The 25,779-nt window shown below is 39.5% G+C and carries 24 protein-coding genes and 1 pseudogene; 20 read left to right on the top strand and 5 right to left on the bottom strand.

Annotated features, from left to right (window positions below; all coding sequences use genetic code 11):
- Positions 1–13: 13 nt before the first annotated feature.
- From argH to NP781_RS12770, 11 genes are all read left to right on the top strand, one after another.
- Complete coding sequence (gene argH / locus NP781_RS12820) at positions 14–1,393, top strand: argininosuccinate lyase (protein WP_009370279.1); 1,380 nt, start codon at positions 14–16, stop codon at positions 1,391–1,393.
- 202 nt (positions 1,394–1,595) lie between these two features.
- On the top strand, positions 1,596–1,973 hold the full coding sequence (locus NP781_RS12815; RefSeq protein WP_221680248.1) for a carboxymuconolactone decarboxylase family protein: 378 nt from the start codon (positions 1,596–1,598) through the stop codon (positions 1,971–1,973).
- Positions 1,974–2,595: 622 nt separating this feature from the next.
- The gene (locus NP781_RS12810; protein ID WP_221680249.1) at positions 2,596–2,973 is read left to right on the top strand and encodes a GntR family transcriptional regulator; all 378 of its coding nucleotides are present in this window, start codon (positions 2,596–2,598) and stop codon (positions 2,971–2,973) included.
- A 7-nt stretch (positions 2,974–2,980) separates the two neighbouring features.
- Positions 2,981–4,060: a DUF1648 domain-containing protein gene (locus NP781_RS12805; protein WP_221680250.1), complete on the top strand. Its 1,080-nt coding sequence runs from the start codon at positions 2,981–2,983 to the stop codon at positions 4,058–4,060.
- A gap of 13 nt (positions 4,061–4,073) precedes the next feature.
- Positions 4,074–5,357, top strand: coding sequence for an alpha/beta hydrolase (locus NP781_RS12800; RefSeq protein WP_257522452.1), 1,284 nt, complete (start codon positions 4,074–4,076; stop codon positions 5,355–5,357).
- Positions 5,358–5,368: 11 nt separating this feature from the next.
- Positions 5,369–5,674, top strand: coding sequence for a DUF3784 domain-containing protein (locus NP781_RS12795; RefSeq protein ID WP_221680252.1), 306 nt, complete (start codon positions 5,369–5,371; stop codon positions 5,672–5,674).
- A 233-nt stretch (positions 5,675–5,907) separates the two neighbouring features.
- Positions 5,908–7,095: a hypothetical protein gene (locus NP781_RS12790; protein ID WP_221680253.1), complete on the top strand. Its 1,188-nt coding sequence runs from the start codon at positions 5,908–5,910 to the stop codon at positions 7,093–7,095.
- Between the two features lie 17 nt (positions 7,096–7,112).
- Complete coding sequence (locus tag NP781_RS12785; RefSeq protein WP_257522451.1) at positions 7,113–8,288, top strand: amidohydrolase; 1,176 nt, start codon at positions 7,113–7,115, stop codon at positions 8,286–8,288.
- A gap of 105 nt (positions 8,289–8,393) precedes the next feature.
- Entirely contained in the window at positions 8,394–8,546 is a 153-nt protein-coding gene (locus tag NP781_RS12780) for a YpzG family protein (protein ID WP_004231380.1), read from the top strand.
- Positions 8,547–8,665: 119 nt separating this feature from the next.
- Positions 8,666–9,202 carry a hypothetical protein gene (locus NP781_RS12775; RefSeq protein ID WP_257522450.1) on the top strand — a complete coding sequence of 179 codons (537 nt, stop codon included), beginning with the start codon at positions 8,666–8,668 and terminating at the stop codon, positions 9,200–9,202.
- A 20-nt stretch (positions 9,203–9,222) separates the two neighbouring features.
- Complete coding sequence (locus NP781_RS12770; protein WP_004231385.1) at positions 9,223–9,561, top strand: cupin domain-containing protein; 339 nt, start codon at positions 9,223–9,225, stop codon at positions 9,559–9,561.
- Positions 9,562–9,591: 30 nt separating this feature from the next.
- Here NP781_RS12770 and NP781_RS12765 read toward each other — a convergent pair whose 3' ends face one another.
- A complete protein-coding gene (locus tag NP781_RS12765; RefSeq protein ID WP_257522535.1) occupies positions 9,592–10,062 on the bottom strand; it encodes a GNAT family N-acetyltransferase in 471 nt (156 codons plus the stop codon).
- Between the two features lie 90 nt (positions 10,063–10,152).
- Here NP781_RS12765 and NP781_RS12760 point away from each other — a divergent pair, with 90 nt between their 5' ends.
- On the top strand, positions 10,153–10,581 hold the full coding sequence (locus NP781_RS12760) for an NUDIX hydrolase (protein ID WP_221680256.1): 429 nt from the start codon (positions 10,153–10,155) through the stop codon (positions 10,579–10,581).
- A 53-nt stretch (positions 10,582–10,634) separates the two neighbouring features.
- On the opposite strand, the gene NP781_RS12755 is transcribed toward NP781_RS12760, so the two are convergent.
- From NP781_RS12755 to mscL, 3 genes are all read right to left on the bottom strand, one after another.
- Entirely contained in the window at positions 10,635–11,795 is a 1,161-nt protein-coding gene (locus NP781_RS12755) for an aminotransferase class I/II-fold pyridoxal phosphate-dependent enzyme (RefSeq protein ID WP_221680257.1), read from the bottom strand.
- 3 nt (positions 11,796–11,798) lie between these two features.
- The gene (locus NP781_RS12750; RefSeq protein ID WP_257522449.1) at positions 11,799–12,914 is read right to left on the bottom strand and encodes a methionine biosynthesis PLP-dependent protein; all 1,116 of its coding nucleotides are present in this window, start codon (positions 12,912–12,914) and stop codon (positions 11,799–11,801) included.
- 440 nt (positions 12,915–13,354) lie between these two features.
- Positions 13,355–13,744, bottom strand: coding sequence for a large conductance mechanosensitive channel protein MscL (mscL, locus tag NP781_RS12745; protein ID WP_009370295.1), 390 nt, complete (start codon positions 13,742–13,744; stop codon positions 13,355–13,357).
- A 186-nt stretch (positions 13,745–13,930) separates the two neighbouring features.
- On the opposite strand from mscL, the gene NP781_RS12740 reads away from it, so the two are divergent.
- The gene (locus tag NP781_RS12740) at positions 13,931–14,629 is read left to right on the top strand and encodes a lytic transglycosylase domain-containing protein (RefSeq protein ID WP_004231399.1); all 699 of its coding nucleotides are present in this window, start codon (positions 13,931–13,933) and stop codon (positions 14,627–14,629) included.
- A gap of 35 nt (positions 14,630–14,664) precedes the next feature.
- Here the strand turns inward: NP781_RS12740 and NP781_RS12735 are convergent, their stop codons facing one another.
- Entirely contained in the window at positions 14,665–14,922 is a 258-nt protein-coding gene (locus NP781_RS12735; protein WP_004231402.1) for a GlsB/YeaQ/YmgE family stress response membrane protein, read from the bottom strand.
- Positions 14,923–15,720: 798 nt separating this feature from the next.
- On the opposite strand from NP781_RS12735, the gene NP781_RS12730 reads away from it, so the two are divergent.
- From NP781_RS12730 to NP781_RS12700, 7 genes and pseudogenes are all read left to right on the top strand, one after another.
- Entirely contained in the window at positions 15,721–16,914 is a 1,194-nt protein-coding gene (locus tag NP781_RS12730) for an amino acid deaminase/aldolase (protein WP_257522448.1), read from the top strand.
- Positions 16,883–18,205 carry a D-arabinono-1,4-lactone oxidase gene (locus NP781_RS12725; RefSeq protein WP_221680259.1) on the top strand — a complete coding sequence of 441 codons (1,323 nt, stop codon included), beginning with the start codon at positions 16,883–16,885 and terminating at the stop codon, positions 18,203–18,205. Before NP781_RS12730 ends, NP781_RS12725 begins: the two co-directional genes overlap by 32 nt.
- Positions 18,206–18,565: 360 nt before the next feature.
- A complete protein-coding gene (gene ilvD, locus NP781_RS12720) occupies positions 18,566–20,236 on the top strand; it encodes a dihydroxy-acid dehydratase (protein WP_221680260.1) in 1,671 nt (556 codons plus the stop codon).
- 485 nt (positions 20,237–20,721) lie between these two features.
- Positions 20,722–22,487: pseudogene (gene ilvB / locus NP781_RS12715) on the top strand (biosynthetic-type acetolactate synthase large subunit).
- The gene (gene ilvN / locus NP781_RS12710; RefSeq protein WP_004231416.1) at positions 22,484–22,999 is read left to right on the top strand and encodes an acetolactate synthase small subunit; all 516 of its coding nucleotides are present in this window, start codon (positions 22,484–22,486) and stop codon (positions 22,997–22,999) included. Before ilvB ends, ilvN begins: the two are co-directional and overlap by 4 nt.
- Before the next feature lie 89 nt (positions 23,000–23,088).
- Entirely contained in the window at positions 23,089–24,123 is a 1,035-nt protein-coding gene (gene ilvC / locus NP781_RS12705) for a ketol-acid reductoisomerase (protein ID WP_016991908.1), read from the top strand.
- Positions 24,110–25,645, top strand: a complete 1,536-nt coding sequence (locus NP781_RS12700; RefSeq protein ID WP_221680262.1) for a 2-isopropylmalate synthase — start codon at positions 24,110–24,112, stop codon at positions 25,643–25,645. The genes ilvC and NP781_RS12700 overlap by 14 nt, the downstream gene beginning before the upstream one ends.
- Positions 25,646–25,779 lie beyond the last annotated feature (134 nt).

The following is a 25,779-nucleotide window of genomic DNA, read 5'->3' as shown; positions in this document are numbered from 1 at the left end:
AAGGTGAGCTGACATGACAAAACTTTGGGGTGGACGTTTCCAAAAATCAGCAGAAGCATGGGTAGACGAATTTGGCGCATCCATTGGCTTTGACCAGCAACTTGTGCTAGAGGACCTTGAAGGTAGTGTTGCACATGTCACAATGCTTGGTGCCACAGGAATTTTACCAGCAGCAGACGTAGAGGCCATACTAGGTGGTCTTGCCCAATTAAAAGATAAGGCAATCGCAGGTGAGCTTGAATTTAGCGTTGCCAATGAAGATATACACTTAAATTTAGAAAAAATGTTAATTGATTTAATAGGTCCTGTGGGAGGCAAACTACATACAGGACGTAGCCGAAATGACCAAGTAGCAACGGATATGCATCTCTTCTTGAAAAAGCGTGTGCAGGAAGCCATTGATTTAATTGTGACGTTCCAACAAACGCTTCTAGACAAAGCACAAGAGCATATTGAAACGATTGCACCAGGTTATACGCATCTACAACGTGCACAGCCAATATCCTTTGCACACCATTTAATGGCTTATTTTTGGATGCTAGAGCGTGATAAACAACGTTTTACAGAATCCATAAAACGTATTGATATTTTACCTTTAGGTGCTGGGGCAATGGCAGGGACAACTTTTCCAATTGACCGTTTAAAATCAGCAGAGCTATTAGGGTTTAGCGAGGTTTATGCAAACTCCATGGATGCGGTAAGTGATCGTGATTTTATCGTGGAATTTTTAAGTCATTCCTCCTTACTTATGGCGCATTTATCACGCTTTGCTGAGGAAATTATTATCTGGTCTACAGATGAATTTAAATTTATCGAACTGGATGATGCCTTCTCAACAGGTTCTTCGATTATGCCACAAAAGAAAAACCCAGATATGGCAGAGCTTATTCGTGGTAAAACAGGGCGTGTTTATGGGAATCTAATGGGCCTATTAACGGTGTTAAAGGGCACACCATTAACGTATAACAAAGATATGCAGGAGGACAAAGAGGGGATGTTCGACACTGTTCATACGATTCTTGGTTCACTTAAAATCTTTGAAGGTATGGTGCGTACAATGACTGTCAACACGGAACGCTTACATCAGGCTGTTCACGCTGATTTTTCAAATGCAACGGAGCTAGCAGATTACCTTGCTACAAAGGGGATGCCATTCCGTGAGGCACATGAGGTGACTGGTAAGCTTGTCTTTACATGTATTCAAAAGGGTATTTATTTATTAGACTTGCCATTGGAAGAAATGCAACAAGAAAGTACGTTAATTGAAGCGGATATTTATGATGTACTAGCGCCAGAAGCTGCTGTTCGCCGCCGCCATTCCTTAGGTGGTACTGGCTTTGAACAAGTAAAAATCCAAATTGAAAAAGCGAAAGCCTGTCTTGTAGCCATTTAATTTTTGCGTGCATGTCCTTGTGACTTTTTGCATAGATATTCATTAAAGCTGTCCTGTGAGGCACTATGAAAACCTTTATCCTTTTTCACTGAGCCAGAGGGTGACGTGAAGAAGAGAACCTTACATATGTGAAGGACAATCCCCAATTCTGGAGACGCGGAATTGGGGTTTTTGTATAAGTAAATGTAGGAGGGATGAAGAAATGAATGAACGTTTTACAAAGGGGCTCGAAACAATTAAACAATATGTGACAGAGGAAGAAGCAGCACGGATGATTAAATCTGATGCATTAGCCGATATCGCACCCGATTTACGCAAAATGATTATTGAATTTGCTTACGGTGATGTCTATGCACGGCCTGGGCTGGATGCAAAGAGTCGAGCACTCGTCGTGATAACAGCGGTAGTTACACAAGGTGCTGCACCACAAACCAAAACGCATATTCAGCGTGGATTACATGCAGGCTTGACACAGACAGAAGTGGTCGAGGCACTTTTACAATTAGCACCCTACATCGGTTTTCCAAGAGTGCAAAATGCTTTAACGATAGCCCAACAAGTCTTTGCAGAAAAAAGCTAAAGCATGTATAAAAAATAGAAGAAGGCTCATAATAAGAGAGGAACCACTTATTAATCTAATCTGATGGGGAGGATGCAGAATGAGTAGTAATAGTCAAACACCCAAAGACCAAGAATCTCAGGAAAGTCCGCCACAACTGTTGAAGGTTGAAGCTTCATAAATCTTAAGCCTAAAGGTGAAACAGACTATTCTGTTTTGCTATAGATTAAGAAGAAGTGTAAACCATATCAGTTAAAAATCAAATAGAAGCAATAAGTGTCCATGGATCCAGAATTATTCTGGGTCCTTTTTGTTTCTTATGGGGTCTAAAGTACTCAAGATATCCGCTCTAAATGAAGTTTAAAGCGCTCCTAAGGAAGGAGAACCCGCTCTAAATGGAGTTAAAGCGCTCCTAAGGAAGGGGGATCCGCTCTAAATGGAGTTCAAAGTGCTCCTAGGGGAGGAGAACCCACTCTAAATGAAGTTCAAAGCACTACTAAGGGAAGGCTCTCGCTCTTATTGTGAAAAAACCTCTACTCAACACCATAAAAAATTCCTTCATTTGACATCAGAGAAAATCTGTATTACTCTATACATAACAGATTTCTGTTTGGTTACAAGCGATACAGATTGGAGGGGTTTTATGCAAATACAATTAGATCCAAACAGTGAATTGCAGCTATATAAACAATTGGCCAATCAAATAATAGAATGCATTGCGCAAGGCGAGCTGAAAAATGGTGATACTTTACCGTCTGTACGTTCGATGGCTACAGATCTAGGCATTAACGTTAGCACGGTCAGTAAAAGTTATCATGAACTTGAAGAGAAGGGCTTAATTGAATTGAAGCCGAAAGCAAAAGCGGTCATTATTGGTGGTCAAAAGAGAGAGCTGGAAGAAACGGAGTTTGAAAAAGTCGAAAATGCCTTGAAGCCTATCATGGCGGAGGCTTTTGCGCGTGGCCTCGAAAAAGAGCAAATGACAAGTTTGTTCCAGCGAATTTTAAAACAATGGAAGTAGGGGTAGTATGCTTATAATTGTAGGCATCTTTATCATTGTCGGAATTATGGAAACGATGACCCCACATTTAACAAGAAAAACACTTGTTTTTGGTGTTTCCATACCCGAACCATATGTCAAACATCCACAATTAAAGCTGTGGAAGAAGCATTATAGCCAAATCATCGCAGGAATTACCGGCTTATTTTTAGTAGGTCAAATCGCTCTCTATCTTTCACCTATACAAGAGGAGAAGGTATCTTTAATTTCCTTTATCCTTTTGTATGTCATGCTCCTTTTGTCATCAGGTCTTTACATGAGTTATCATGTTAAAACGAAAAAATTAAAGGTGCAGGAGCAGTGGGAGACACAAATAAAAACAGTATATGTGACAGATTTGTCTATCCGTCAGAAAGAGGAAGCATTATCACCTATATTTTTTAGTGTACCCATCATCATCACACTTGCTTTAATTGCTTTTACGTACATGAACTATGAGACAATCCCAGAGGTTTTTGCTACACATTGGAATGGAGCAGGAGAGGTCGATGGTTGGACTCAAAAATCGCGGCTCTCAGTCATCAGTATGCCACTTATATTATTGGCAATACAAACTAGTTTTTTCATGATGAGTCAAGGCATGAAAAGTGCCAAAATCCAATTAAGTGCACAGGCCAAAGAAGCATCCATTCATCGGGAGTTAACTCAGCGTAAATACGGAAGCTGGTACCTGGCAGCCATGAATTTTAGTATGACAATTCTATTTGTTGTTTTACACTATACAACTGTTATTTTACAAGACCAAACGGCTCCCTACTTCTTCCCACTTTTTCTTGTCTTTAATGTCGTTACGTTGGGTGGTTTACTAGTGTTCATTTGGAAGCTCAGTAAAAGTAATGAACGTTTTGATGAGGTACATACAAATGAAACAGCTGCCACAGATGATCAATACTGGAAATGGGGTATTTTTTATTGCAATAAAAATGATCCATCCTTATTAGTGCCTAAAAAGTTTGGAATCGGTTGGACTGTTAATTTCGCGAACAAATGGTGTTACATCTTAATAGCTATTACTTTACTGCCAATTTTATTGGTGATTTTCATATAGAAAGGAAGATTAGATGAAAAAATGGTTATGGATTTGCTGTATAATTTTACTTTTAGCTGCCTGTGGGCAAAAAGAGGTCACTGCACAACATCAAGGAACAAAGGGGACAAATGCAATGAATGAACAGTTTATTGGAAAATGGGAAGGAACTATTGAAACGCCAAATGGACCATTACCGATTATTATCGATTTAAAGAAGGAAAGTGGTACATTATCCGTGCCAGCACAGGGCTTATCTAATTTTCCATTTCAAAGTGTGACGTATACAGGTGATAAAGTAAAAGTGTCCATAAATTTAAACGGCTCGGCTATTGCCATTAATGGCACAATCAAAAATGAACAAATAGAGGCTACATTTCAACAAAATGGTGCGAAATTTCCTTTAATACTAAAGGCTTATAAAGAGCAACCTGTTACCTATGACACATTAAAAATTCCCGTTCAAAACGGCAACTTAACGGTAGCTGTAGAAAAGGCTTCTACATCTCCATCACCAGTGGCACTGATAATAGCAGGATCGGGGCCAACTGATAAAGATGGTAATTCTGCTTTGGCTGGAAAAAATAATAGCTTGAAAATGTTGGCGGAAGGTTTAGCACAACAGGGCATTGCGACGGTGCGTTATGATAAGCGAGGACTAGGTGACAATCAAGCGCTCTTAACAAAGGAAGAGGATGGAACGTTTGACCAATACGTTGATGATGCTGTACAAATTATCCAAACATTGATGGCTGATAAAGCCTACACAAGTGTTCATGTAATTGGCCATAGCGAAGGCTCACTCATTGGTTTGCTCGCAGCTCAAAAGACAGGCGTAGCATCCTTTGTGTCCATTGCCGGTGCAGGGAGATCGTTAGATGAAGTGCTTTTAGAGCAATTAAAAGGTCAATTAGCACCAAAGCTTTTCAATGAATCCACGAATATTTTGACAGCTTTAAAGCAAGGGAAGCAAGTGAAAAATATTTCACCAGAGCTACAAGCCCTTTTCCGTCCATCTGTACAGCCTTTTCTGATTTCCTTGCTAAAATATCAACCTGCTAATGAGCTTGCAAAAGTAAAAAGCCGTGTATTGCTAGTACAAGGAACAACAGATTTACAAGTGAAGGAAGCCGATGCTGAGGCATTGAAGAAAGGCAAACAAGAGGCAAAATTACTTTATCTAGCGGGTATGAATCACGTATTGAAAAAGGCACCAGCCGATCGTGCCAAAAACTTAGCAACCTATGCAGACCCTTCACTGCCACTGCATGAAGAATTACTACCAGCAATTGAGCAATTTATTAAAAATGAAAAGTAGGATGATAAACCTTGGGAGTAATTGTCTATTTAATTATCATGCTGCCGTTTCTCATCTTCGCCATTGTTCTATCGCAAGGTAAAGGAGCTTTTCTACTTGCTGGCTTTCATACGATGGCACAGGAGGAAAAAGAACATTATGATGAAAAGGCACTGGCAAGATTTATGGGAAAAATGATGTATGGCTACTGTTTTTGTGTCCTTTTATGGATACTAAACGAATTATTCCATACACAATGGTTATTTCATGTAGGTCTTGTACTTTTTGTCGCCCTTACGATATTTTTATTGATCTATGTAAACACAGGTAATCGTTAAAAAAAATAGCATGTAAGACAAAGTAGAACCATTTTAGAATGGTTCTCTTTTTTTGTAAGCGCTTTACAAAAATTCTTTAAAATCTAAATATTTGGAAAACCGTAATTTTAGTGTCACGAATATGCTAGTTCATACGTTGTTTTTCTTCTTTTCTGTAAAAATAGAATTTTGAGAATAATTAGTATTATTATTGATGACATTAAAAAATTACTAAGTTAGGAGAATTCTTTGATATGTCGCAAATGTTAGCACTGACGATAGTACTTGCTATTCTTTACATCGGAGATATCGTAGCAACAAGAACGAAGGCGTGGATTCCATCTGTGTTCGTCTGTGCGGTATTATTTTTAATTGGCTATTGGACATTCTTCCCGAAAGATATTGTTAGTATTGCCGGGATTGGTCCAGTCGTTGCCACGATGTTAATGTATTTATTAATTACGAATATGGGTACACTTCTGTCCCTTAAGGAATTGAAAAACCAGTGGAAAGCCATCGTTATTTCTTTAGCTGGTATTGTAGGCATCATCGCCATATTATTTACAATTGGTGCCTTGCTATTTGATTTAAAAACGATGATTGTTGCAGTTCCACCATTAGTCGGTGGTGTTGTGGCAGCGCTAGTGATGTCAGAAGGCGCTTCTGCAGCTGGCTTAGAGGATTTAGCCGTCTTTGCCATTGTGATTTACGTCATTCAAGGTTTTGCAGGATATCCCATCACGTCCATTGTATTGAAGCGTGAAGCAAAACGTTTATTAAAAGAACACCATCAAGGGAATATACAATCGGTAACACTGGTAGAGGAAGATGTTGAACAGTCATCTGAGCAACCAAAATTATTTAGGAAAATTCCTACCAAGTACAATACAGAATACTTTAAATTTTTCCGTTTAGCGCTTGTTGGATTATTAGCGTATGGTACATCTACAGCATTAGCACCTGTTGTGACAGTCAATGCATTAGTGCTATGCCTAGTGTTTGGTGTCCTTGCATCGACATTTGGTTTTTTAGAAAGACAACCATTGCAAAAAGCAAATGGCTTCGGTTTTGCCATTATGGGGTTAATGCTCTTTATATTTGATGGCTTAAAACAGGCTTCCCCTGAAATGCTGATGCGTATTATAGTTCCATTAGTAGTGTCTATTGTCTTAGCAGTCATTGGTATGTATATTTTCTCTTTCATCGCAGGAAAAGTGTTAAAGGTCAGCCCGAATTTAGCGTTTGCTGTATCCTTAACAGCGCTCTATGGGTTCCCAGCAGATTATATTTTAACGAATGAAGTAGTGAAATCGTCCACAACCGACGAAAAAGAACGTGAAATACTGTTAAGCCATATGTTGCCACCGATGCTTGTAGGAGGCTTCATTAGTGTAACGATAACATCTGTTATTTTAGCAGGTATTTTCGTAAGTTGGTTATAAACAAGGAGAGAGTAATCATGAACAATATCAAACGCATTATCGTGGAATTAAATAGTGAGCTTGTGACGATTCGTCAAAAATTGCACAGTGAGCCAGAGCTTTCTTGGGAAGAATATGAAACAACGAATTATGTAGCAGCGTATTTAGAGAACCTTGGTATTCCGTATAGACGAACAGAGCCAACAGGCATTATTGCGGAGTTAAAAGGGGGCAGGGAAGGAAAAACCATTGCCTTACGTGCGGATATGGATGCATTGTCAGTTTATGAAATACGAGAAGATATTCCGTATCGCTCTAAAACAGATGGTAAGATGCATGCCTGTGGTCATGATGCGCATACAGCCATGTTGCTGATTGCAGCTAAGACATTACATACGGTACAAGAAGAAATTGAGGGAACAGTTCGTTTTATTTTCCAGCCAGCGGAAGAAGTTGCTACGGGTGCAAAAGCGATGGTAGAGCAAGGAGCAATGAAAGGTGTAGATAACGTCTTTGGTATTCATATTTGGTCGCAAATTGACACAGGAAAAATTCAGTGCAATAAAGGTCCTGCCTTTGCCTCTGCTGATATTTTCAAAGTGCGCTTTAAAGGGCAGGGCGGGCATGCCGCAGTACCACATGATGCCATTGATGCCGTGATGATTGCTTCAACGTTTGCTTTGAATGTCCAAACAGTTGTGGCACGTACAGTCAATCCACTTCAACCTGCCGTTCTTACAATTGGAAAAATGGAGGTTGGCACACGCTTTAATGTAATTGCTGAAGATGCCATTTTAGAAGGGACTGTGCGCTGTTTTGATAAAGAGGTCCGTTCACATATCGAAGCGCAAATTCGTCATTATGCTGAGCAGATTGCCTCACTTTATGGGGGCACAGCAGAGGTTGTTTATGAATATGGTACACAAGCCGTCAACAATGATGTGGCGAGTGCCAGCTTAGTCGAGCGCCTTGCAGCTGAACATTTTGGGGCGGAAGCTTATCATGTTGATGATCCGACAATGGGTGGAGAAGACTTTAGCTTTTACTTAGATGAAGTACCTGGCTGCTTTGCTCTAGTAGGCTCAGGCAATACAGTAAAGGATACACGCTGGGCACATCATAATGGCCATTTTAATATCGATGAAGATGGTTTGCGCGTTGGAGCCGAATTATATGTACAATATGCGTTAACTTGGTTAAGCGAAAACAAATAAAGAGAAGTGGACATGCTTCTTATGAAATTAGTATAAATTCACCTTAGCTGGTCATAATAAAGAAGATTTCACTTATGAAATCTATAATGATGAGGAGGATGAAAAATGAGTAGGTTCGAACAACTAGACCCCAAATCTCAAAAAATCCACCGCAACTGGTCAAGGATTAAGCGATCAAAATCGCAAGTAAATGGTGAAACGGAGATTACTCTCCATAACCGTCTCTTGCGAAGTGAAGCAAAGGCCCGTCAGTTTTAATCATGCTAGAAAAGTAAGTGTCATCAAGCCCAGAAAAAATTCTGGGTTTTTCTTTATGACTAAGAAAGATGTATTATATTGTAAGGAAGTAATTTCTAACAGAAAAGGAGAGGAAAGCTATGATTAATCCTATTCCCATTTATCTACAGCAATTTGCAGGAAACGTCCAATTTATAGATGAAGTTGAATCACAGTTTCAGCTTCATTCTAGTGCAGGCAATGAACAATTTGAAATTTGGTATTACGGTGATTTGCTAATCATTGAAGGGGAGGAAATGCCTTTTATTACAGGCTCCACCGCTAGAATCGTTGCTAAAGATCCTTTATCCGCAGAGGAAATTTTGCTCTTTGATGCGACTCTACATGGTTATAATGCGCTATTTTGTGAGGCGTATACAGAGGATCACCGTGACAAACGTCCACTAGAAAAATATAATTTACCCGAAACAGAAGTCGTATTATCATTTTTCTATAACATCGACTATGACGAAGAAATAGACGACTATGAGGTAGATGAACAAGAAAATGTTCGACTTATCAATGGAGAAACCACTAACTGGGAAACGATTAAAAGAAATGGCTATGATGCATTTACTTTTTATATCAAAAAAGAAGATGGAACTCTTTTAGCATTTGCTGAAGAAGAACTAGCCTAATAAGAAAGGATTTTCGCGAAATGCAACTGATACAATTTACACAAGATTTAGCAAACCCCATTCATCAATACCAATCCATCGATACATTCTATAGAAAAATTACGAAAACAGAAGTGCCTACGACGATCGGTTTCATCTATATTGAGTCAGGTGGAGTGGTTGGTATGCATGAAGCCCCTGTTCCACAGCTATTTATCGTTATTAATGGGGAAGGATGGATAAGAGGTGAAGATGGTGAAAAAATCACCATAAAAACAGGACAGGGAGTGCTATGGCATCAAGGACAGGCACATGAATCTGGTAGTATAACTGGCTTAACAGCACTTGTTATCCAAGCGGAGCAGATAAATCTTACATAAATAAAAGTGTAACGGTAGTTGCAAGAACCGTTACACTTTTTCATATTGTTTAACCAATTTAACTGTCTTAAGTAGATGACCATCAAATTGTTCATCAAATTCTTCTATTGCTACAAATCCCTTTGCTTGATAAAAATGCATTCCAAGTTTATTTTCTTTCTCTACACAAACAAATAAAGACGATAGATTTGGTAGCATGCGTAGTCCTTCCTGTAAAAGTGCGGTACCCACGCCCTTACCATGCATATCAGGATGTAAATAAATCGCATGTAGCTCTGCCTCACCTTGTGTTACATTTGAAAAATTAGCAAAGCCTACTAGCCATTCGTCAAAAATTGCAACAAGAAACGGACTGTTGATAAGACGTTCAATTAATCGTTCTCGACTATAAGCTAGTTGTAAAAAACGATCTTGAATGTCACGTGGAATGATTCCTTCGTATGTATGATGCCAGCTTATTCTAGCAATTTCTTGTACAAAAGTAATGTCATTTTCTTGCATCTGTCGTATAATAAGTGTTAACACTTTTCACCTGCTATTCCAATTTTTCTCTTTATTGTAACATTCAATCATTCAAAGGGGGTCACTTTCATGCAAGTAATTGAAAAAGCATTTGGCTATATCACGCGAACGCATGAGGATCAATTACAGGTACTCGTATTTGAACAGAATTCAGTTGGGGCAGGTATCCAGGTGCCCAAAGGTACGGTAGAGGAAGGGGAAACACCTTTAGACGCTGTGAAACGTGAAATGCTAGAAGAAACAGGTCTAACCACACTTGTCGTTCAAGCGTTAATAGCACAGGACTATTTTAATCATCCATCAGGTGTTTTACAAAAACGGTATTTTTATCATTTAACATCCGATGAAACACGGGATGCATGGCAGCATCATCCAACAGGCTTGAACGAAGGGGATTTACTCTTTTCATTCTATTGGATTTCAGCTGAGCAAGATGCCCTGCTAGCAAAGGGGCATGGGGATTATTTATACCGATTGTTAGCAAAGGTGAAAAATTGAACCTATCATAAATAAAACCGCGTCAACTGGACGCGGTTTTTATGTTGATTCGATTAAGCCCTGGCAGCAATCTCTAGGGCTTGTGCAAAATCAGCAATTAAGTCATCAACATGCTCAAGTCCTACAGAAAAACGTAGAAGGCCATCTGTGATGCCTCGTTTAGCACGCTCTTCAGGCTCCATAGCAGCATGACTCATTTTTGCAGGGTAAGAAAGAATAGATTCTACTCCTCCAAGAGAGACCGCAAATACTGGAATTGTCATCGCCTCAACCAATGCCTTTGCAGCTGCATAGCTTGGTAGTCGGAAGGATAAAACGGCCCCAGGACTTGTGCTTTGACGTTGATGAATAGCGTAGCCAGGATGTGAAGCAAGCCCTGGATAGTAGACCTGCTCAACTAGTGGATTACTAGCCAAATAAACAGCAATTTTTTGTGCAGATTCAGCAGAACGACTAAAACGTACATCTGTTGTTTTGATGTTTTGTAGAAGTGTGAATGAATCCTGTACACCTAAAATATTACCGAATGAATTTTGGATAAAGTAGAGATCCTGACCTAGCTTTTCATCGGCAGTAACCGTTAAGCCAGCAATAATATCAGAATGTCCAGATAAAAACTTTGTTGCACTATGAATAACGACATCTACACCAAGTTCTAGTGGGCGTTGGTGTAAAGGTGTCATAAAAGTATTATCCAAGAATGTAAGGCAGTGGTGTTGCTTGGCAAGCGCCACTATACCACGTATATCTGTAATGCCTAACGTTGGATTTGATGGTGTTTCCATATAAAGTAGTTTTGTAGCTGGCGTGATTGCTGCTTCTACAGCTGCTAGATCCGTAAAATCTACAAATGTATGGGAAATCCCAAAGCGTGGCAACACCTTTGTTACAAAACGATAGGTTCCACCATAAACATCCTCAGTCATGACGATATGATCTCCCTGCGATAACAGCATTAATGCTGCTGATACGGCAGCGATTCCAGATGAAAATGCATGGGCACGAACACCACCCTCAAGCTCTGCTACAGCTTTTTCTAATGCATCTCTTGTAGGGTTGCCTGAACGAGCATAATCATATTCTCCGAATTCATCTATACTTTCTTGATGGAAAGTAGAGGACAGATACATCGGGACATTAACAGCCCCTTTTTTATCACCATAGCCATCACGAACACCTGCGTGAATGAGGCTTGTTTCAATACGTTGCTTCATCCATTACGCCTCTTTTCTAAGGATATCAAATACTTGTCGTAAGTCTGCAATTAAATCTTCTGCTTCCTCAATGCCAACAGAGAAGCGTAATAAACGATCACAAACGCCACGCTCCACACGTTCTTCATAAGGCATATCTGCATGTGTTTGTGTAGCAGGATACGTAATAAAGCTTTCAACACCGCCAAGACTTTCAGCAAAAGTAATTAACTTTAAGTTACGAAGGAATGGATCAATCCACTCAGGCTTTTGCAAGCGGAATGACAGCATGCCACCTTTTCCAGTATAAAGGACATCTGTCACTAACTCTTCTTCCTCTAAGTAAGCAGCAATCGCCTTCGCATTGGCATCATGTTGCTTTAAACGTAGATGCATTGTTTTTAGACCACGAATAAGTAACCATGAATCCATAGCTCCTAGCACCATGCCACTACCATTATGAATAAAGCCAATACGTTCAGCTAATTCTGTGCCTTTAGCAACCACTAGCCCAGCTAAAACATCATTATGACCACCAATATACTTCGTTGCAGAATGAAGCACAATATCTGCGCCTAATTCAATAGGGCGTTGGAAGTATGGCGTATAAAATGTATTATCCACAATTAACCATGCCCCATGCTTATGTGCTAACTCCGCATACACTTGTAAATCAAATTCCTGCATAAGTGGATTTGTTGGTGTTTCAATAAATATTGCACGTGTATTTTCATTCATTAATGCTTCCACCTGTTCAACTGATTCAAATTTTGAATAAACAGGCTTGATATTATAAGTATCTTGGAAGAAGTTAAATAGTCTATATGTACCGCCATATAAATCATCTGGCACGACTAATTCATCGCCTGGTTTAAATAGGGATAATACCAATTGAATGGCAGCCATCCCGGAACTACAGGCAAAGCCCATATCGCCACCCTCTAAATCAGCAATTCCTGCTTCTAAAAGAGCACGTGTTGGATTTTTTGTACGTGTATAGTCAAAACCAGTAGATTCACCAATCCCAGTATGTTTATAAGCAGTCGATAAATGAATGGGCGGACTCACAGCTCCTGTTGCTGGGTCACTTAAATTACCAAGTTGTACAAGCTTTGTTTCAATACTTCTTTTTAATGTCATGACGTCACTCTTTTCTTCAATATTATTAAAAGCAACAACTTTCGCTTTCAATTTAATAGTATTCTCAATAATTGTTACCAATTTAACATGGATACTAAAGAAGAACAAGGTGATTTCTGAAAATTAGCTAGATTATTTATAGTTAAACACCTAGGAATAGTAGGAGATTCCGGAATAAAGATAGAGCTGAAGAAGTGGAGGATAATTTCAAGTTAGCGGATACAAGATAGAAAGTAGCGGATAGAACGTGAAAAGTGATGAATAGAGCGGACAAAGTGAGGGATAGGTTCTGAAGTAGCGGATAGAACGTGAAAAGTGATGGATAGAGCGGACAAAGTGAGGGATAGGTTCTGAAATAGCGGATAGAGCACAAAAAGTAAAGGATACAAAATAAAAACATCTGCCTCCTTTAAATGAGAGACAGATGCTTTAACAACATGTTAGGCTTGTTCTTTTTTCAGTAAGTCGCGAATTTCTTTGAGAAGCTCTTCTTTGGCGTCGAGTTCAGGTGCTGGTTCTTCCACGACTGCTTCTTCTTTTTTACGTGTAAGCTTAGTCATAATTCGTAAGGCCATAAAAATGGCAAATGCTATGATTAAAAAATCAATGATGGATTGTAGAAATACACCAAAATTGATTTGAGCTTCACCTGAGCCAAAAACAAAACTCTTTGTTAAATCAATACCACCCGTTAAAACACCGACCAATGGCATGATGATATTTTCAACTAAGGAGGTAACAATTTTACCGAAAGCACCACCAATGACTACTGCTACTGCTAGATCGACAATATTGCCTTTCATCGCAAATTCTTTAAAGTCTTTCCACAAAATAAATTCCTCCCTATTAATATCCAATAAACGAATCAATCTATATTTTACTATATTTTTACTAAACCTTTCAACTGCTTTCATAGTGGAAATTGGAAGACTTCGATCTTTCAAAATTAAAAGATATACTGCACATTACGGAAAATTTGGTAATATAGAAAAAGAATACTAGATTAGGTGTGACGTATGGCAAAGAAAAAGAATAACAAACCCATGTTATCACCCGCGACAAAATTGGGTATGATAGCATTATTGATTCCAATTGCAATTACTGTGTATGTCCTCACATTTTTTGCTTGGAAGGAGCTTCAAACATTACCGATATTCGAAAAGCTTGTCCAGCAAAAGGCAATTGAGGAGATTCAACAGCATTTCGATATGAAAATTCCTGAGCAATACATTCCCGTTTATGTAGCTGCAGAAGAAAAATATGGGGTACCATGGACATTACTTGCTGCGCATCATCGTATTGAAACGCGTTTTTCTACGGTAAAATCAATGGTATCATCTGCTGGGGCAGAGGGGCATATGCAATTCATGCCCTGTACATTCGTCGGCTGGCAACATCCCACATGCGCAGGTTTAGGAAAAGGAAACATCACGAAAAATGAATTGATGAATCCTGAGACAATTGCTAAATACGGAGGATATGGCGTAGACGCAAATGGGGATGGAATAGCAGATCCTTATGATATTGAGGATGCAGTATTTAGTGCTGCGAATTACTTATCTAAATACGGTGCTGCGACAGGGAATATTAAGAAAGCTGTTTATCAATACAACCATAGCGAGAAATATGTCGAGGATGTGTTATATTACTACCAGTTGTATGATGATTTTCACGATGAACTCCAAGCAGCTGTTCTTTTACATGAAGAAAAATAAAGAGCCATCACACTGGATGGCTCTTCATTACATATTTAAGTTGCTTTACGCATACCTTTTAAAATAAGGCTGACGATAAAGATCAACACGATGGCACCGATCAGTGCTGGGAACACGTAGAAATCACTTACTCTCCAGCCCCAGTTCCCTAAAACCATACTACCAATCCAAGAACCGACAATACCTGCAATAATATTCCCGATGATGCCGCCTGGTACATCTTTACCTAAAATGACGCCAGCTAACCAACCAAGAATTCCTCCAATAATTAAATACCAAATGAAACTAATCATTACTTTCATCTCCTTAAATTTAAGATATAATGGCGATTACTTAGTTATACCCTGAATGGAGTAGATTAAACACTGTGATTTGTTTAGTAATTATTACATGTTGTAAATAAGGCTGTAGACAAGTGAATGCAGCTCCTTTGCTGTGCTCACTTTATTGCTAATCCAACTGCATAAATTACCGTGAAAATGTCCACATTAACGACAATTACTTCTATATTGTACATACACCGATTATCGCTTACTTCTATAGTATGTTCATGCATTCAATTCGTACCAGAAAGGCCTACAACGCCCAATCGCCAGAAACAATAAAAAACAGCCATTTAACTAAATTATTTACTACAATAGCCTTTTCATTCGTGAAAAAATACATTATTTATTGAAACAGAATGTCAATTCCCTGTACAATTCCTTATTTCCTGGGAGAATTTTTTATGTAGAAAAAGAAAAATGGGTAAATTTCCACTTTTTAATAGTTTGAAAATTCTGTATAAAGGGATTATAATGTAGAAAAGGAGCGTGGTCGTATGAATATGGCTGTTATGAAACGTTTAAATCGTCAAGGCTTTTTAATTGCTGGTTTGCATTTATTAGTGATGCTAAATCTTGCAGCTGATTTCTTATACGCATCGTAACCAATTTAATAGAAAGGTGAATGAAATGTTTATCCTATATTAAAACAACCGTGTAGTCTTATTGTAAAACAGGCGCACGGTTGTTTTATTTTGTTTAATTAACTGATAAAAGGAATTAATCTGTTAAGTGTCAAATACATAGTACAGACAAGGGAGTGATGAAATGACGTTCAGATTCGATCAAGCATTTTGTGATTTGGAAAGGCCATTTGCATGGTTAGACTTAGATGCACTAGATAAAAATATACAAATGGTTCAAGATGCTTGTGGTGGAAAACAAATTCGTATTGCAACAAAATCGATTCGTTCTATTGAGGTCCTTCGTTATATACAGAAAAAACTTGTGAATGTTGTGGGATTAATGACATTTACTGCAACAGAGACCCTTTTTTTATTAGAGCAGCAGTTTGATGACTTATTGCTTGGCTATCCAGTAATGGAGGAAGCAACGATTCGTCGATTGTTGCATTTTGTAAAGGAAGGAAAAATCGTCACCTTTATGGTAGACAGACCAGAACATATCCAACTATTGGCGAAATTGGGACAAGAGATTGGCGTACGTGTACAGGTTTGCATTGATCTTAATGTTTCAAATGATTTTAAAGTATTGTATTTTGGAACAAAACGTTCGTCATTGTCTTCTCTTGAAACGTTGACACCTTTTTTACAAACCATTCAAAACACCCCTGTAATTGAAGTGGTAGGAGCGATGGGCTATGAGGCTCAAATAGCAGGGGTTGGCAATCGTCCAGCAAATGCTGTAAAAGGTAGAGTCATAGAAGCCATGCAAATACAAGCCAAAAAGCAAGTAACGCAGTTTCGTCGATTAGCGGTCGCCCATATCAAGGCCTATTTTCCAAATCTGCGCTTTGTTAATGGTGGGGGATCAGGAAGTATGACGTACACCAATCAACAGAAGGAAGTAACGGAAATTACAGTTGGCTCGGCTTTTTATGCACCTGCATTGTTCGATCAATTTACACATTTACAGCTAGAAAAGGCTGCTGGATTTGCCTTACGTGTAACAAGAATGCCTGAAAAAAATATCGTTGTTTGTCATGGGGGAGGCTATACGGCTTCAGGAGCAATTGGGATGGATCGTTTGCCTGTATTCTATGACCCTACCACTTTTGCATATCTTAGCCTAGAAGGCGCAGGGGAAGTGCAAACACCCATAAAGGTCAAAGAGAAAAGTATCAATATTGGCGATACTATTTATTTTCGACATGCGAAGGCTGGAGAGCTTTGTGAGCGTTTTCAGATCCTGCATGCTATTCGTGGGGACAAGTATGCAGGACATTACACAACATACAGGGGGATGGACAATGTTTTCTATAGAAAAATGGCGGAATGGTGAAAAGTGGACAAACTGGGCTGGTAATGTTATTTCCTATCCGAATGAAATGTATTTACCACACTCCATTGATGAAGTTTCAGCAATTGTGAAGCATGCGTGTCAATCAGGAAAGACAATCCGTGTCACAGGTGCTGCTCATTCTTTTAGCGCTGTGGCTATGCCTGAGCATATAGCAATTTCCTTACATAATCTGCGTGGATTAATCGCTGTGAATGAGGAAAGGCAGGAGGCAACATTATGGGCAGGGACCTACCTATATGAAATTGGTCCAATGCTAGCGAAACATGGTTTTGCGTTAATCAATATGGGCGATATACAGGAGCAAACCATTGCAGGGGCAGTGTCAACTGGCACACATGGCACAGGGGTTACACTTGGTTCTCTATCGTCAGCTGTCCAGGCATGGGGATTTGTAGATGGTACTGGTACTTATCAGGAACATAGGAGAGGGATGGATGATTTATCTGAAGCGCTGCATGTATCTCTTGGGATGCTAGGTGTTCTGGTCAAAGTAACGATTAAGGTCATACCACTATATGGTTTGCATTATGTGGGGGCAAGAGAAACATTGACAAATGGTCTCTCGTTATTTGCTGAGGATATTCGTCAACATCGTCATGTGGAGTGGTTTTATTTTCCTGGTAGTGAAACAATTCAAGTAAAACGGATGAATGCGGTCGCGCCTGTCTTTCAAAGCGAATGGAATAAAAAAATAGAAAGGTTAAAGCTACAAATAGTAGAAAATGGGGCTTTTTTTGCGATGTCAGCGCTTTGTAAGTGGAAACCAGGTTTAAGTGGTACCATGAGCAAGATAGCGGCTGCCAATGTGGTAGAAAGTGAAAAAGTAGGGATAAGCTATGAAATTTATCCTTCACCTCGTAGCGTGAAGTTCCAAGAGAGTGAATATGCCATCCCTTTATCACAGTTTGAAGCTTGTTTGGAGGAAATCCATGCAACGTTTAAAAAAGGGACTTTTAATGTGCATTTTCCTTTAGAGTGTCGAACAACTGCAGGCGAAGCAGGTTTTTTAAGTCCAACACAAGGGCGTGAGTCAGCTTTTATAGCCTTTCATATGTATAAGGGAATGGCAGAAGAACCTTATTTTAAATGGGTGCATACATTGATGCAAAAATATGAAGGTCGTCCTCACTGGGGAAAACAACATCATTTAACAGCGCAAACGGTCTATGCGTTGTATCCAGAGATTGAAAAGTTTTTAAGTATTCGACACCAATATGATCCTGAACAAGTATTTTTTACAGGATACTTAAAAAAGTTGTTTCTATTGTAAGCGTTATCTCGAGGATTGGATGATTTAGCTTATTCAAATATATGGGAATTATTTATTTACTCATTTTTGTTTATTATTAAAAAATTAAAATTTGAACGAAATGTCAAAATTTTTATCAAAGCGAGATAAAACTGATGCTTAATCAGCATGTAAACGATTTCAATTTTGACAGATTTTTTGAATTGTTTAAACAATTCAAAAAATACTGTTGACGAGACCTTTTTTTCGTACTATGATAACAACAATCTTTACAGCAGTAATCGTCTAAGAGACCATTACTCTATAAACAAAAAATAAAAAGACAGAACATTTTGTCTATAGCAACGAACATAGTATGGATAGCAATGAGGGGCGTTTAAAATGAGAAGTGACATGATTAAAGTAGGCGTAGATCGAGCGCCACATCGAAGTCTTTTATATGCAACAGGCAAAGTAAAAGCAAAAGATCTAGGCAAACCATTTATTGGGGTTTGTAACTCTTATATCGACATAATACCAGGTCACGTTCATTTACGTACGTTCGCTGATGTAGTGAAAGAAGCTATTATAGAAGCGGGTGGTATTCCATTCGAATTTAATACAATTGGCGTCGATGATGGTATTGCAATGGGGCATATAGGTATGCGTTATTCCTTACCGAGTCGTGAGATTATAGCAGACTCTGCTGAAACTGTTATTAATGCACATTGGTTTGATGGCGTATTTTATATTCCAAACTGTGACAAAATTACACCAGGAATGCTTATGGCAGCAGTTCGTACGAATGTACCATCTATCTTTGTTTCAGGTGGTCCAATGGAGGCGGGAACTTCTGCAGCAGGAAAACAGCTTTCCTTAACATCTGTGTTTGAAGGTGTAGGAGCCCACAAATCAGGAAAAATGTCTGCGGAAGAGCTGTTGGATATTGAGAATAATGCTTGTCCAACATGTGGCTCATGCTCAGGCATGTTTACAGCAAATTCGATGAACTGCTTAATGGAAATGCTTGGTGTTGCTTTACCTGGAAATGGTACAATCGTTGCCACTTCTGAAGAGCGTCACAAGCTGATTAAAGAAGCAGCTAAACAATTAATTCGCATGATCAAGGAAGACGTTAAACCTCGCGATATTATTACAAAAGAGGCAATTGATGATGCGTTTGCTCTTGATATGGCAATGGGAGGCTCCACAAATACAGTTCTTCATACATTAGCAATTGCCAATGAAGCCGAGATAGATTACAACATTGAAGATATTAATAAAGTAGCGGAAAGAGTGCCTTATTTAGCAAAAATCATGCCTGCTTCAGATATTTCAATGGATGATATTAATAAAGCAGGTGGCGTAAGTGCCATTATTAATGAATTAACATCTATTCCAGGTGCTATTCATCCAGACCGTCCAACCGTAGCAGGCGTTACAATGGGTGAGCTTGTCAAAGATTATCACATCACGAATGATCAAGTCATTCGAACAAAAGACAATCCATATAGTGCTGTAGGTGGATTATCAGTTTTATTCGGTAACATCGCACCAGATGGCTCTGTTATTAAAGTAGGGGCAGTTGATCCTTCTATCAAAGTATTCAAGGGCGAGGCTATCGTCTTTGATTCACAAGAAGCAGCACAAGAAAACATTGATAATGGAACGGTGAAAGAGGGCCATGTAGTTGTCATTCGCTATGAAGGACCTAAGGGTGGCCCAGGGATGCCAGAAATGCTCGCACCAACATCTGCCATTCAAGGTCGAGGCCTGGGTACAAAGGTTGCCTTAATTACAGATGGTCGTTTCTCCGGGGCATCTCGTGGTATTTCAATTGGCCATATTTCACCAGAAGCTGCTGAAGGCGGTCCAATCGCTTTAGTAGAAAACGGAGATATTATCGAAATTGATCTACCAAATCGTACGATTAATTTACAAGTTTCAGATGAAGTTTTAGCTGAACGTCGTGCAAAATTACCAGCCTTTGAGCCAAAAATCAAACGCGGTTGGTTAGCAAGATATTCAAAATTAGTGACGAGCGCTTCTACTGGAGGCGTAATGAAAATTTAACAACTAGATAAATAAAAACGTTGATGAGGTTAAAGGTTCTAGAGCCTTGTATCTACCAGAGAGCCGGTCGTGCTGGAAGCCGGCGATACAACTAGATCCGACATCCCCTCGGAGTGGGCTATTAAACGTGTTTACACCATTAGATAGCTCCGGGCATAGTCGAAAGTGCTCGTTATTAATGAATAAATGTTTTATGACACTATATTGGATGCGATGTCTGTCGCATTGGTGCATAAATGCAGTCATTTATTCGCGAGGTAGCAATTATTTGCTATAAAAAAGGGTGGTACCATGGAAAGTCTTTTTCATCCCTACGTAAGGTAGTTCTTTGCGTGTGGAGAAAAAGGCTTTTTATTATTTTCACGATGCAATTGAACAACCTCTCAACGAAAAGGATGAGAGGAATAGTCAATCCAGCTATTGACACTTCACTAATCTACAACACTGATGTGTGAGTTTGAAAGAAATGAAGGAGGCATAATTTGATGAGTGCGAATGTTTCAATCAATGAACAAGAACAATTAGCGACAACAGCAACAGCTGAACAAACCTATCAAGCGAAGGACGGTGCAGATGTATTAGTGCAGGCATTGCACGATCAAGGGGTTGAAATTGTCTTTGGCTATCCTGGAGGAGCCGTATTACAAATTTACGATGCGATGTATAAAAACCCTATTCGCCATATTTTAACAAGACATGAACAGGGTGCTATTCATGCGGCGGAAGGCTATGCTCGTGTTTCAGGTAAAACAGGCGTTGTTATTGCCACAAGTGGACCTGGTGCAACAAACCTTGTAACAGGTATTGCGGATGCCATGATCGATTCTATTCCATTGGTTGTTTTTACAGGACAGGTTGCGACATCTGTGATTGGAACAGATGCTTTCCAAGAAGCGGATATTATGGGGATTACAACACCGATTACAAAGCACAACTATCAGGTGCAGGATGTCAATGATATCCCCCGCATTGTGAAGGAAGCTTTCCATATCGCTAGCACAGGTCGTAAGGGGCCAGTTGTCGTGGATTTCCCAAAAAACGTTTCCCAAATGTTGTTTGATGTAGAGAATCCACCGCAAGCACCTGATGAAATTTATTTACCAGGTTATCAGCCAACATATAAACCAAATTATTTACAAATCCAAAAGGCGATTCAAGCCATTTCATTGGCAAAAAACCCAATCATCTTAGCAGGTGCAGGTGTTCTTTTTCGGATGCACGTGAGGAATTAACGACTTTCGCAGAAAAATATCGTATTCCAGTAACGAACACATTGCTAGGCTTGGGCTCCATCCATGGTGAACATGACTTATTCCTTGGAATGGCTGGGATGCATGGAACAGCTACAGCAAATACAGCGATCACAAAATCGGATTTATTACTCAATATTGGGGCACGATTTGATGATCGTCTAACAGGTAATCTAGCTACATTTGCACCAAATGCAACGATTATCCATATCGATATTGATCCTGCTGAAATTGGCAAGAATGTACCGACAGATATTCCAATTGTTGCTGATGCCAAAGAGGCTTTAAAAGCACTGTTGAAAAAGGATTTCCAAGGTCCTGATACAGATGATTGGTTAGCTTATTTAAGGAATCATGCGATGGAATATCCATTATGGTATTGCAAGGATACAAATACGCAAGAAATCCTACCACAAGAGGCATTGCAATTAGTGCACAAGATTACTGAAGGGAATGCCATTGTGACGACAGATGTTGGGCAGCATCAAATGTGGGCAGCGCAATATTATCATTTAAATAATGATCATGCATGGGTAACGTCTGGTGGACTTGGTACGATGGGCTTCGGCTTCCCGGCCGCAATTGGCGCCCAATTTGCGAAGCCAGACAAAAAAGTTATTTCGATTGTAGGAGATGCAGGATTCCAAATGACGGCACAGGAGCTATCCATCCTACAGGAATTTAACTTACCAGTAAAAATAGTGATTTTGAATAATAGCTGTCTAGGCATGGTGCGTCAATGGCAACAAACATTCTATGAAGAGCGCTATTCATCATCACTTATGCCGATCCAACCAGATTTTGTTAAGTTAGCTGATGCTTATAACATTAAAGGCTATCGAATTAACACAATCGATGAAGCAGAGTCTATTTTCCGTGAGGCACTGCTGTCTGATGAGCCAGTATTAATTGACTGTCGAGTGAAACAGCTTGAATGTGTTTACCCAATGGTAGCACCTGGCAAAGGCTTACATGAAATGATTGGGGTGAAAAAGAATTGAAGCGAGTAATTACCGTAACTGTGATTAACCAAAGTGGTGTATTAAACCGTTTGACAGGTTTATTGATGAAGCGTCAGTTCAATATTGAATCGATTACAGTAGGTCATACGGAGCAACCAAATTTTTCAAAGATGACCTTCGTTGTCAACGTAGAGGACGAACGCAAAATTGAACAGCTAGTGAAACAGTTATCCAAGCAAATTGATGTGTTAAAGGTCAATGACATTACCGATAAATCGATTGTTCTACGAGAGCTAGCACTAGTAAAGGTGATTTCCCCACCAAATTTACGTTTGGAAATGAATTCAATTGTTGAACCGTTCCGCGCCCAAATTATAGATACAGCTAAAAATGTTGTGACGTATCAAGTAGTAGGGCATCCAGAGAAGATTGATGCCTTTATCGAACTCATTCGACCATATGGCATTAAAGAACTTACACGTACAGGAGCAACTGCCTCCGTTCGTGAAACACAAAAAGTCTCAAACCCGCAGCTCTCTATTTTAAAATAGTTTGCATATAAAAATGAATAGCTTGATAGACAGCGTAAGTTATCTAAAGCTATAAAAAAAACAAAACATATTCTAGGAGGAAATTAACTATGGCTACAATGTACTATGAGCAAAATATCAACGAGGACGTATTAAAAGGAAAGAAAATCGCAATTATCGGTTACGGTTCACAAGGTCATGCACATGCTTTAAACCTTAAAGAATCAGGTTTTGATGTGGTAGTAGGGGTTCGTCCAGGTGGATCTTTCGATGCGGCAAAAGCAGATGGTATTGACGTAAAAACAGTGGCTGAAGCAGCACAAGAAGCAGATGTTATCCAAATTCTATTACCAGATGAGCGTCAAAAAGCAGTTTATGAAGCGGAAATTGCGCCACATTTACAAGCTGGTAAAGCATTGATGTTTGCACATGGCTTCAACATTCATTTCGGTCAAATTACACCACCAGCAGATGTTGACGTATTTTTAGTAGCACCAAAAGGACCAGGACATCTAGTTCGTCGTCAATTCCAAGAAGGTGCTGGTGTACCAGGACTATTCGCTATTCACCAAGATGCTACAGGTCAAGCAAAAGATTTAGCGCTTGCGTATGGTAAAGGAATCGGTGCTGCACGTGGTGGACTTCTTGAAACAACATTCAAAGAAGAAACAGAGACAGACTTGTTTGGTGAACAAGCGGTACTTTGTGGTGGGGCAACACAGCTAGTAAGAGCAGGATTCGAAACATTAGTAGAGGCTGGTTATCAACCAGAATTAGCTTACTTTGAAACACTACATGAGCTTAAATTAATTGTTGACCTAATGTTTGAGGGCGGTATGGCAACAATGCGCTACTCAGTTTCAGATACAGCAGAGTGGGGAGATTATGTTGCAGGACCACGCATCATTGATGAGTCTGTAAAAGCTCGTATGAAGGATGTATTAACAGATATCCAAGATGGTACATTTGCTCGTCGTTGGATTCAAGAAAATGAAAATGGTCGTCCAGAATATACAAAATTCAAAGAAGCTGGTGCGAACCATCAAATCGAAGAAGTGGGCGCGAAACTACGTGCTATGATGCCATTCATCAACGAAGGTAAAGAAAAAGTTGTGAGAGAAGTGGCGACAAGTGCGAAAAATTGATATTTTCGATACTACGCTTCGCGATGGTGAACAATCTGCTGGGATCAACTTAAACACAGCCGAGAAGATTGAAATTGCCAAACAATTAGAGCGCCTTGGTGTGACAATTATAGAAGCAGGATTTCCTGCTTCGTCACCCGGTGACTTTGATGCGGTCCATCGCATTGCAGGTACAGTAAAAAATTCCATTGTGACGGGGCTAGCTCGCTGTATCCAAAAGGATATTGATGCTACATGGGAAGCGATAAAAGTAGCACAACAGCCACATATTCATATTTTTCTAGCCACATCACCTATTCATATGGAATACAAATTAAAAAAATCTCCTGATCAAGTGGTGGAGCAAGCGGTAGAGGCTGTTAAATACGCTAAAAAGTTCTTCCCACTTGTACAATGGTCTGCTGAGGATGCATTCCGCTCTGATCGAGAATTTTTAGTGCGAATTATGAACGAAGTGGTTGCTGCTGGTGCAACAACGATTAATGTTCCAGACACTGTAGGGTATGCATCCCCACAAGAATATGGTGCATTATTTAAGTTCCTACTGGAAAATGTCAAAGGTGCTGACAAAGTGAAATTCTCTGCCCATTGTCATGATGATTTAGGGATGGCAACAGCTAATACGATTGCCGCAATAGAAAATGGTGCTGCACAAGTCGAAGGAACGATCAATGGTATCGGCGAACGCGCAGGTAATGTGGCACTCGAGGAAATTGCTGTAGCACTTCATATTCGCAAGGACATTTATCAGGTGCAAACAGGCATTCAGTTGCAAGAAATTAAACGTACGTCTCAATTAGTCAGTAAATTGACAAATGTTGTGATTCAGCCAAATAAAGCGATTGTAGGAAGAAATGCATTCGCACACGAATCGGGCATCCATCAAGACGGTGTCTTAAAAAATCCAGAAACCTATGAAATTATTTCACCTGCTTTAATCGGCGAAGGTGAAATACCATTAGTTCTCGGGAAACATTCTGGTCGTGCAGCCTTCCGTGATCGTGCGGAAACAATGGGCTTCCATCTTTCTGATGAAAAGTTGAACAAAGCATTTGTGGAATTTAAAAAATTGGCTGATCGTAAAAAAGAAATTACAGAGGAAGATTTACTCACTCTTCTTACTGAGCAACAAGTTCAAGTAGAAGATGTACCACTCTTTGATTTGAAAATGGTGCAGGTGCAATATGGTACTGAAAATATTCCTACAGCGACAGCTATTGTGCTTACACCTGAGGGACTAGAGAAAACCGTTGTAGCTACTGGCTCTGGTTCAGTAGAAGCCATTTTTAATACACTGGAGCAACTTGTACCTGGAGCTGTGCATGTCATTGATTACCGTGTGACATCGGTTGGCAAAGGACGAGATGCACTGGGTGAAGCGGTTATAAATATTCGCTATGATGAGGTTTCGACTACAGGCCGTAATTCCTCTCAAGATGTTTTAGAAGCATCGGCAAAAGCTTATTTAAATGCTATTAACCGTCATTTAATTCAAGCATGCCTTCGCGCACATCCTGTATAGGTTTCTAAGGTAGTGAATTGTATGAAGTACCATTCACAAGTCGGATGCAATGATGTCATGGCGTATTGTATCAATTAACCCAAAATTACGCTTAGACGTAATGACTACGCTCACCTCGATAAAAGGTAGGTGAG

Origin of the sequence: Lysinibacillus sp. FN11 (genome assembly GCF_024628845.1) — a bacterium.
GTDB lineage: Bacteria > Bacillota > Bacilli > Bacillales_A > Planococcaceae > Lysinibacillus > Lysinibacillus capsici.
The sequence above is the reverse complement of the archived record's forward strand: the minus strand, read 5'-3'. Positions and strand labels throughout refer to the sequence as shown.

Coding starts and splice junctions, on each gene's coding strand:
- NP781_RS12750 (WP_257522449.1), bottom strand. CDS start 12,914: ATGACATTAAAAAGAAGTATTGAAACAAAGCTTGTACAACTTGGTAAT.
- NP781_RS12770 (WP_004231385.1), top strand. CDS start 9,223: ATGCAACTGATACAATTTACACAAGATTTAGCAAACCCCATTCATCAA.
- NP781_RS12755 (WP_221680257.1), bottom strand. CDS start 11,795: ATGAAGCAACGTATTGAAACAAGCCTCATTCACGCAGGTGTTCGTGAT.
- NP781_RS12815 (WP_221680248.1), top strand. CDS start 1,596: ATGAATGAACGTTTTACAAAGGGGCTCGAAACAATTAAACAATATGTG.
- argH (WP_009370279.1), top strand. CDS start 14: ATGACAAAACTTTGGGGTGGACGTTTCCAAAAATCAGCAGAAGCATGG.
- NP781_RS12740 (WP_004231399.1), top strand. CDS start 13,931: ATGGCAAAGAAAAAGAATAACAAACCCATGTTATCACCCGCGACAAAA.
- NP781_RS12790 (WP_221680253.1), top strand. CDS start 5,908: ATGTCGCAAATGTTAGCACTGACGATAGTACTTGCTATTCTTTACATC.
- NP781_RS12725 (WP_221680259.1), top strand. CDS start 16,883: ATGTTTTCTATAGAAAAATGGCGGAATGGTGAAAAGTGGACAAACTGG.
- NP781_RS12730 (WP_257522448.1), top strand. CDS start 15,721: ATGACGTTCAGATTCGATCAAGCATTTTGTGATTTGGAAAGGCCATTT.
- ilvD (WP_221680260.1), top strand. CDS start 18,566: ATGAGAAGTGACATGATTAAAGTAGGCGTAGATCGAGCGCCACATCGA.
- NP781_RS12810 (WP_221680249.1), top strand. CDS start 2,596: ATGCAAATACAATTAGATCCAAACAGTGAATTGCAGCTATATAAACAA.
- NP781_RS12735 (WP_004231402.1), bottom strand. CDS start 14,922: ATGATTAGTTTCATTTGGTATTTAATTATTGGAGGAATTCTTGGTTGG.
- NP781_RS12760 (WP_221680256.1), top strand. CDS start 10,153: ATGCAAGTAATTGAAAAAGCATTTGGCTATATCACGCGAACGCATGAG.
- NP781_RS12800 (WP_257522452.1), top strand. CDS start 4,074: ATGAAAAAATGGTTATGGATTTGCTGTATAATTTTACTTTTAGCTGCC.
- ilvC (WP_016991908.1), top strand. CDS start 23,089: ATGGCTACAATGTACTATGAGCAAAATATCAACGAGGACGTATTAAAA.
- NP781_RS12780 (WP_004231380.1), top strand. CDS start 8,394: ATGAGTAGGTTCGAACAACTAGACCCCAAATCTCAAAAAATCCACCGC.
- NP781_RS12805 (WP_221680250.1), top strand. CDS start 2,981: ATGCTTATAATTGTAGGCATCTTTATCATTGTCGGAATTATGGAAACG.
- NP781_RS12775 (WP_257522450.1), top strand. CDS start 8,666: ATGATTAATCCTATTCCCATTTATCTACAGCAATTTGCAGGAAACGTC.
- NP781_RS12785 (WP_257522451.1), top strand. CDS start 7,113: ATGAACAATATCAAACGCATTATCGTGGAATTAAATAGTGAGCTTGTG.
- NP781_RS12765 (WP_257522535.1), bottom strand. CDS start 10,062: ATGCAAGAAAATGACATTACTTTTGTACAAGAAATTGCTAGAATAAGC.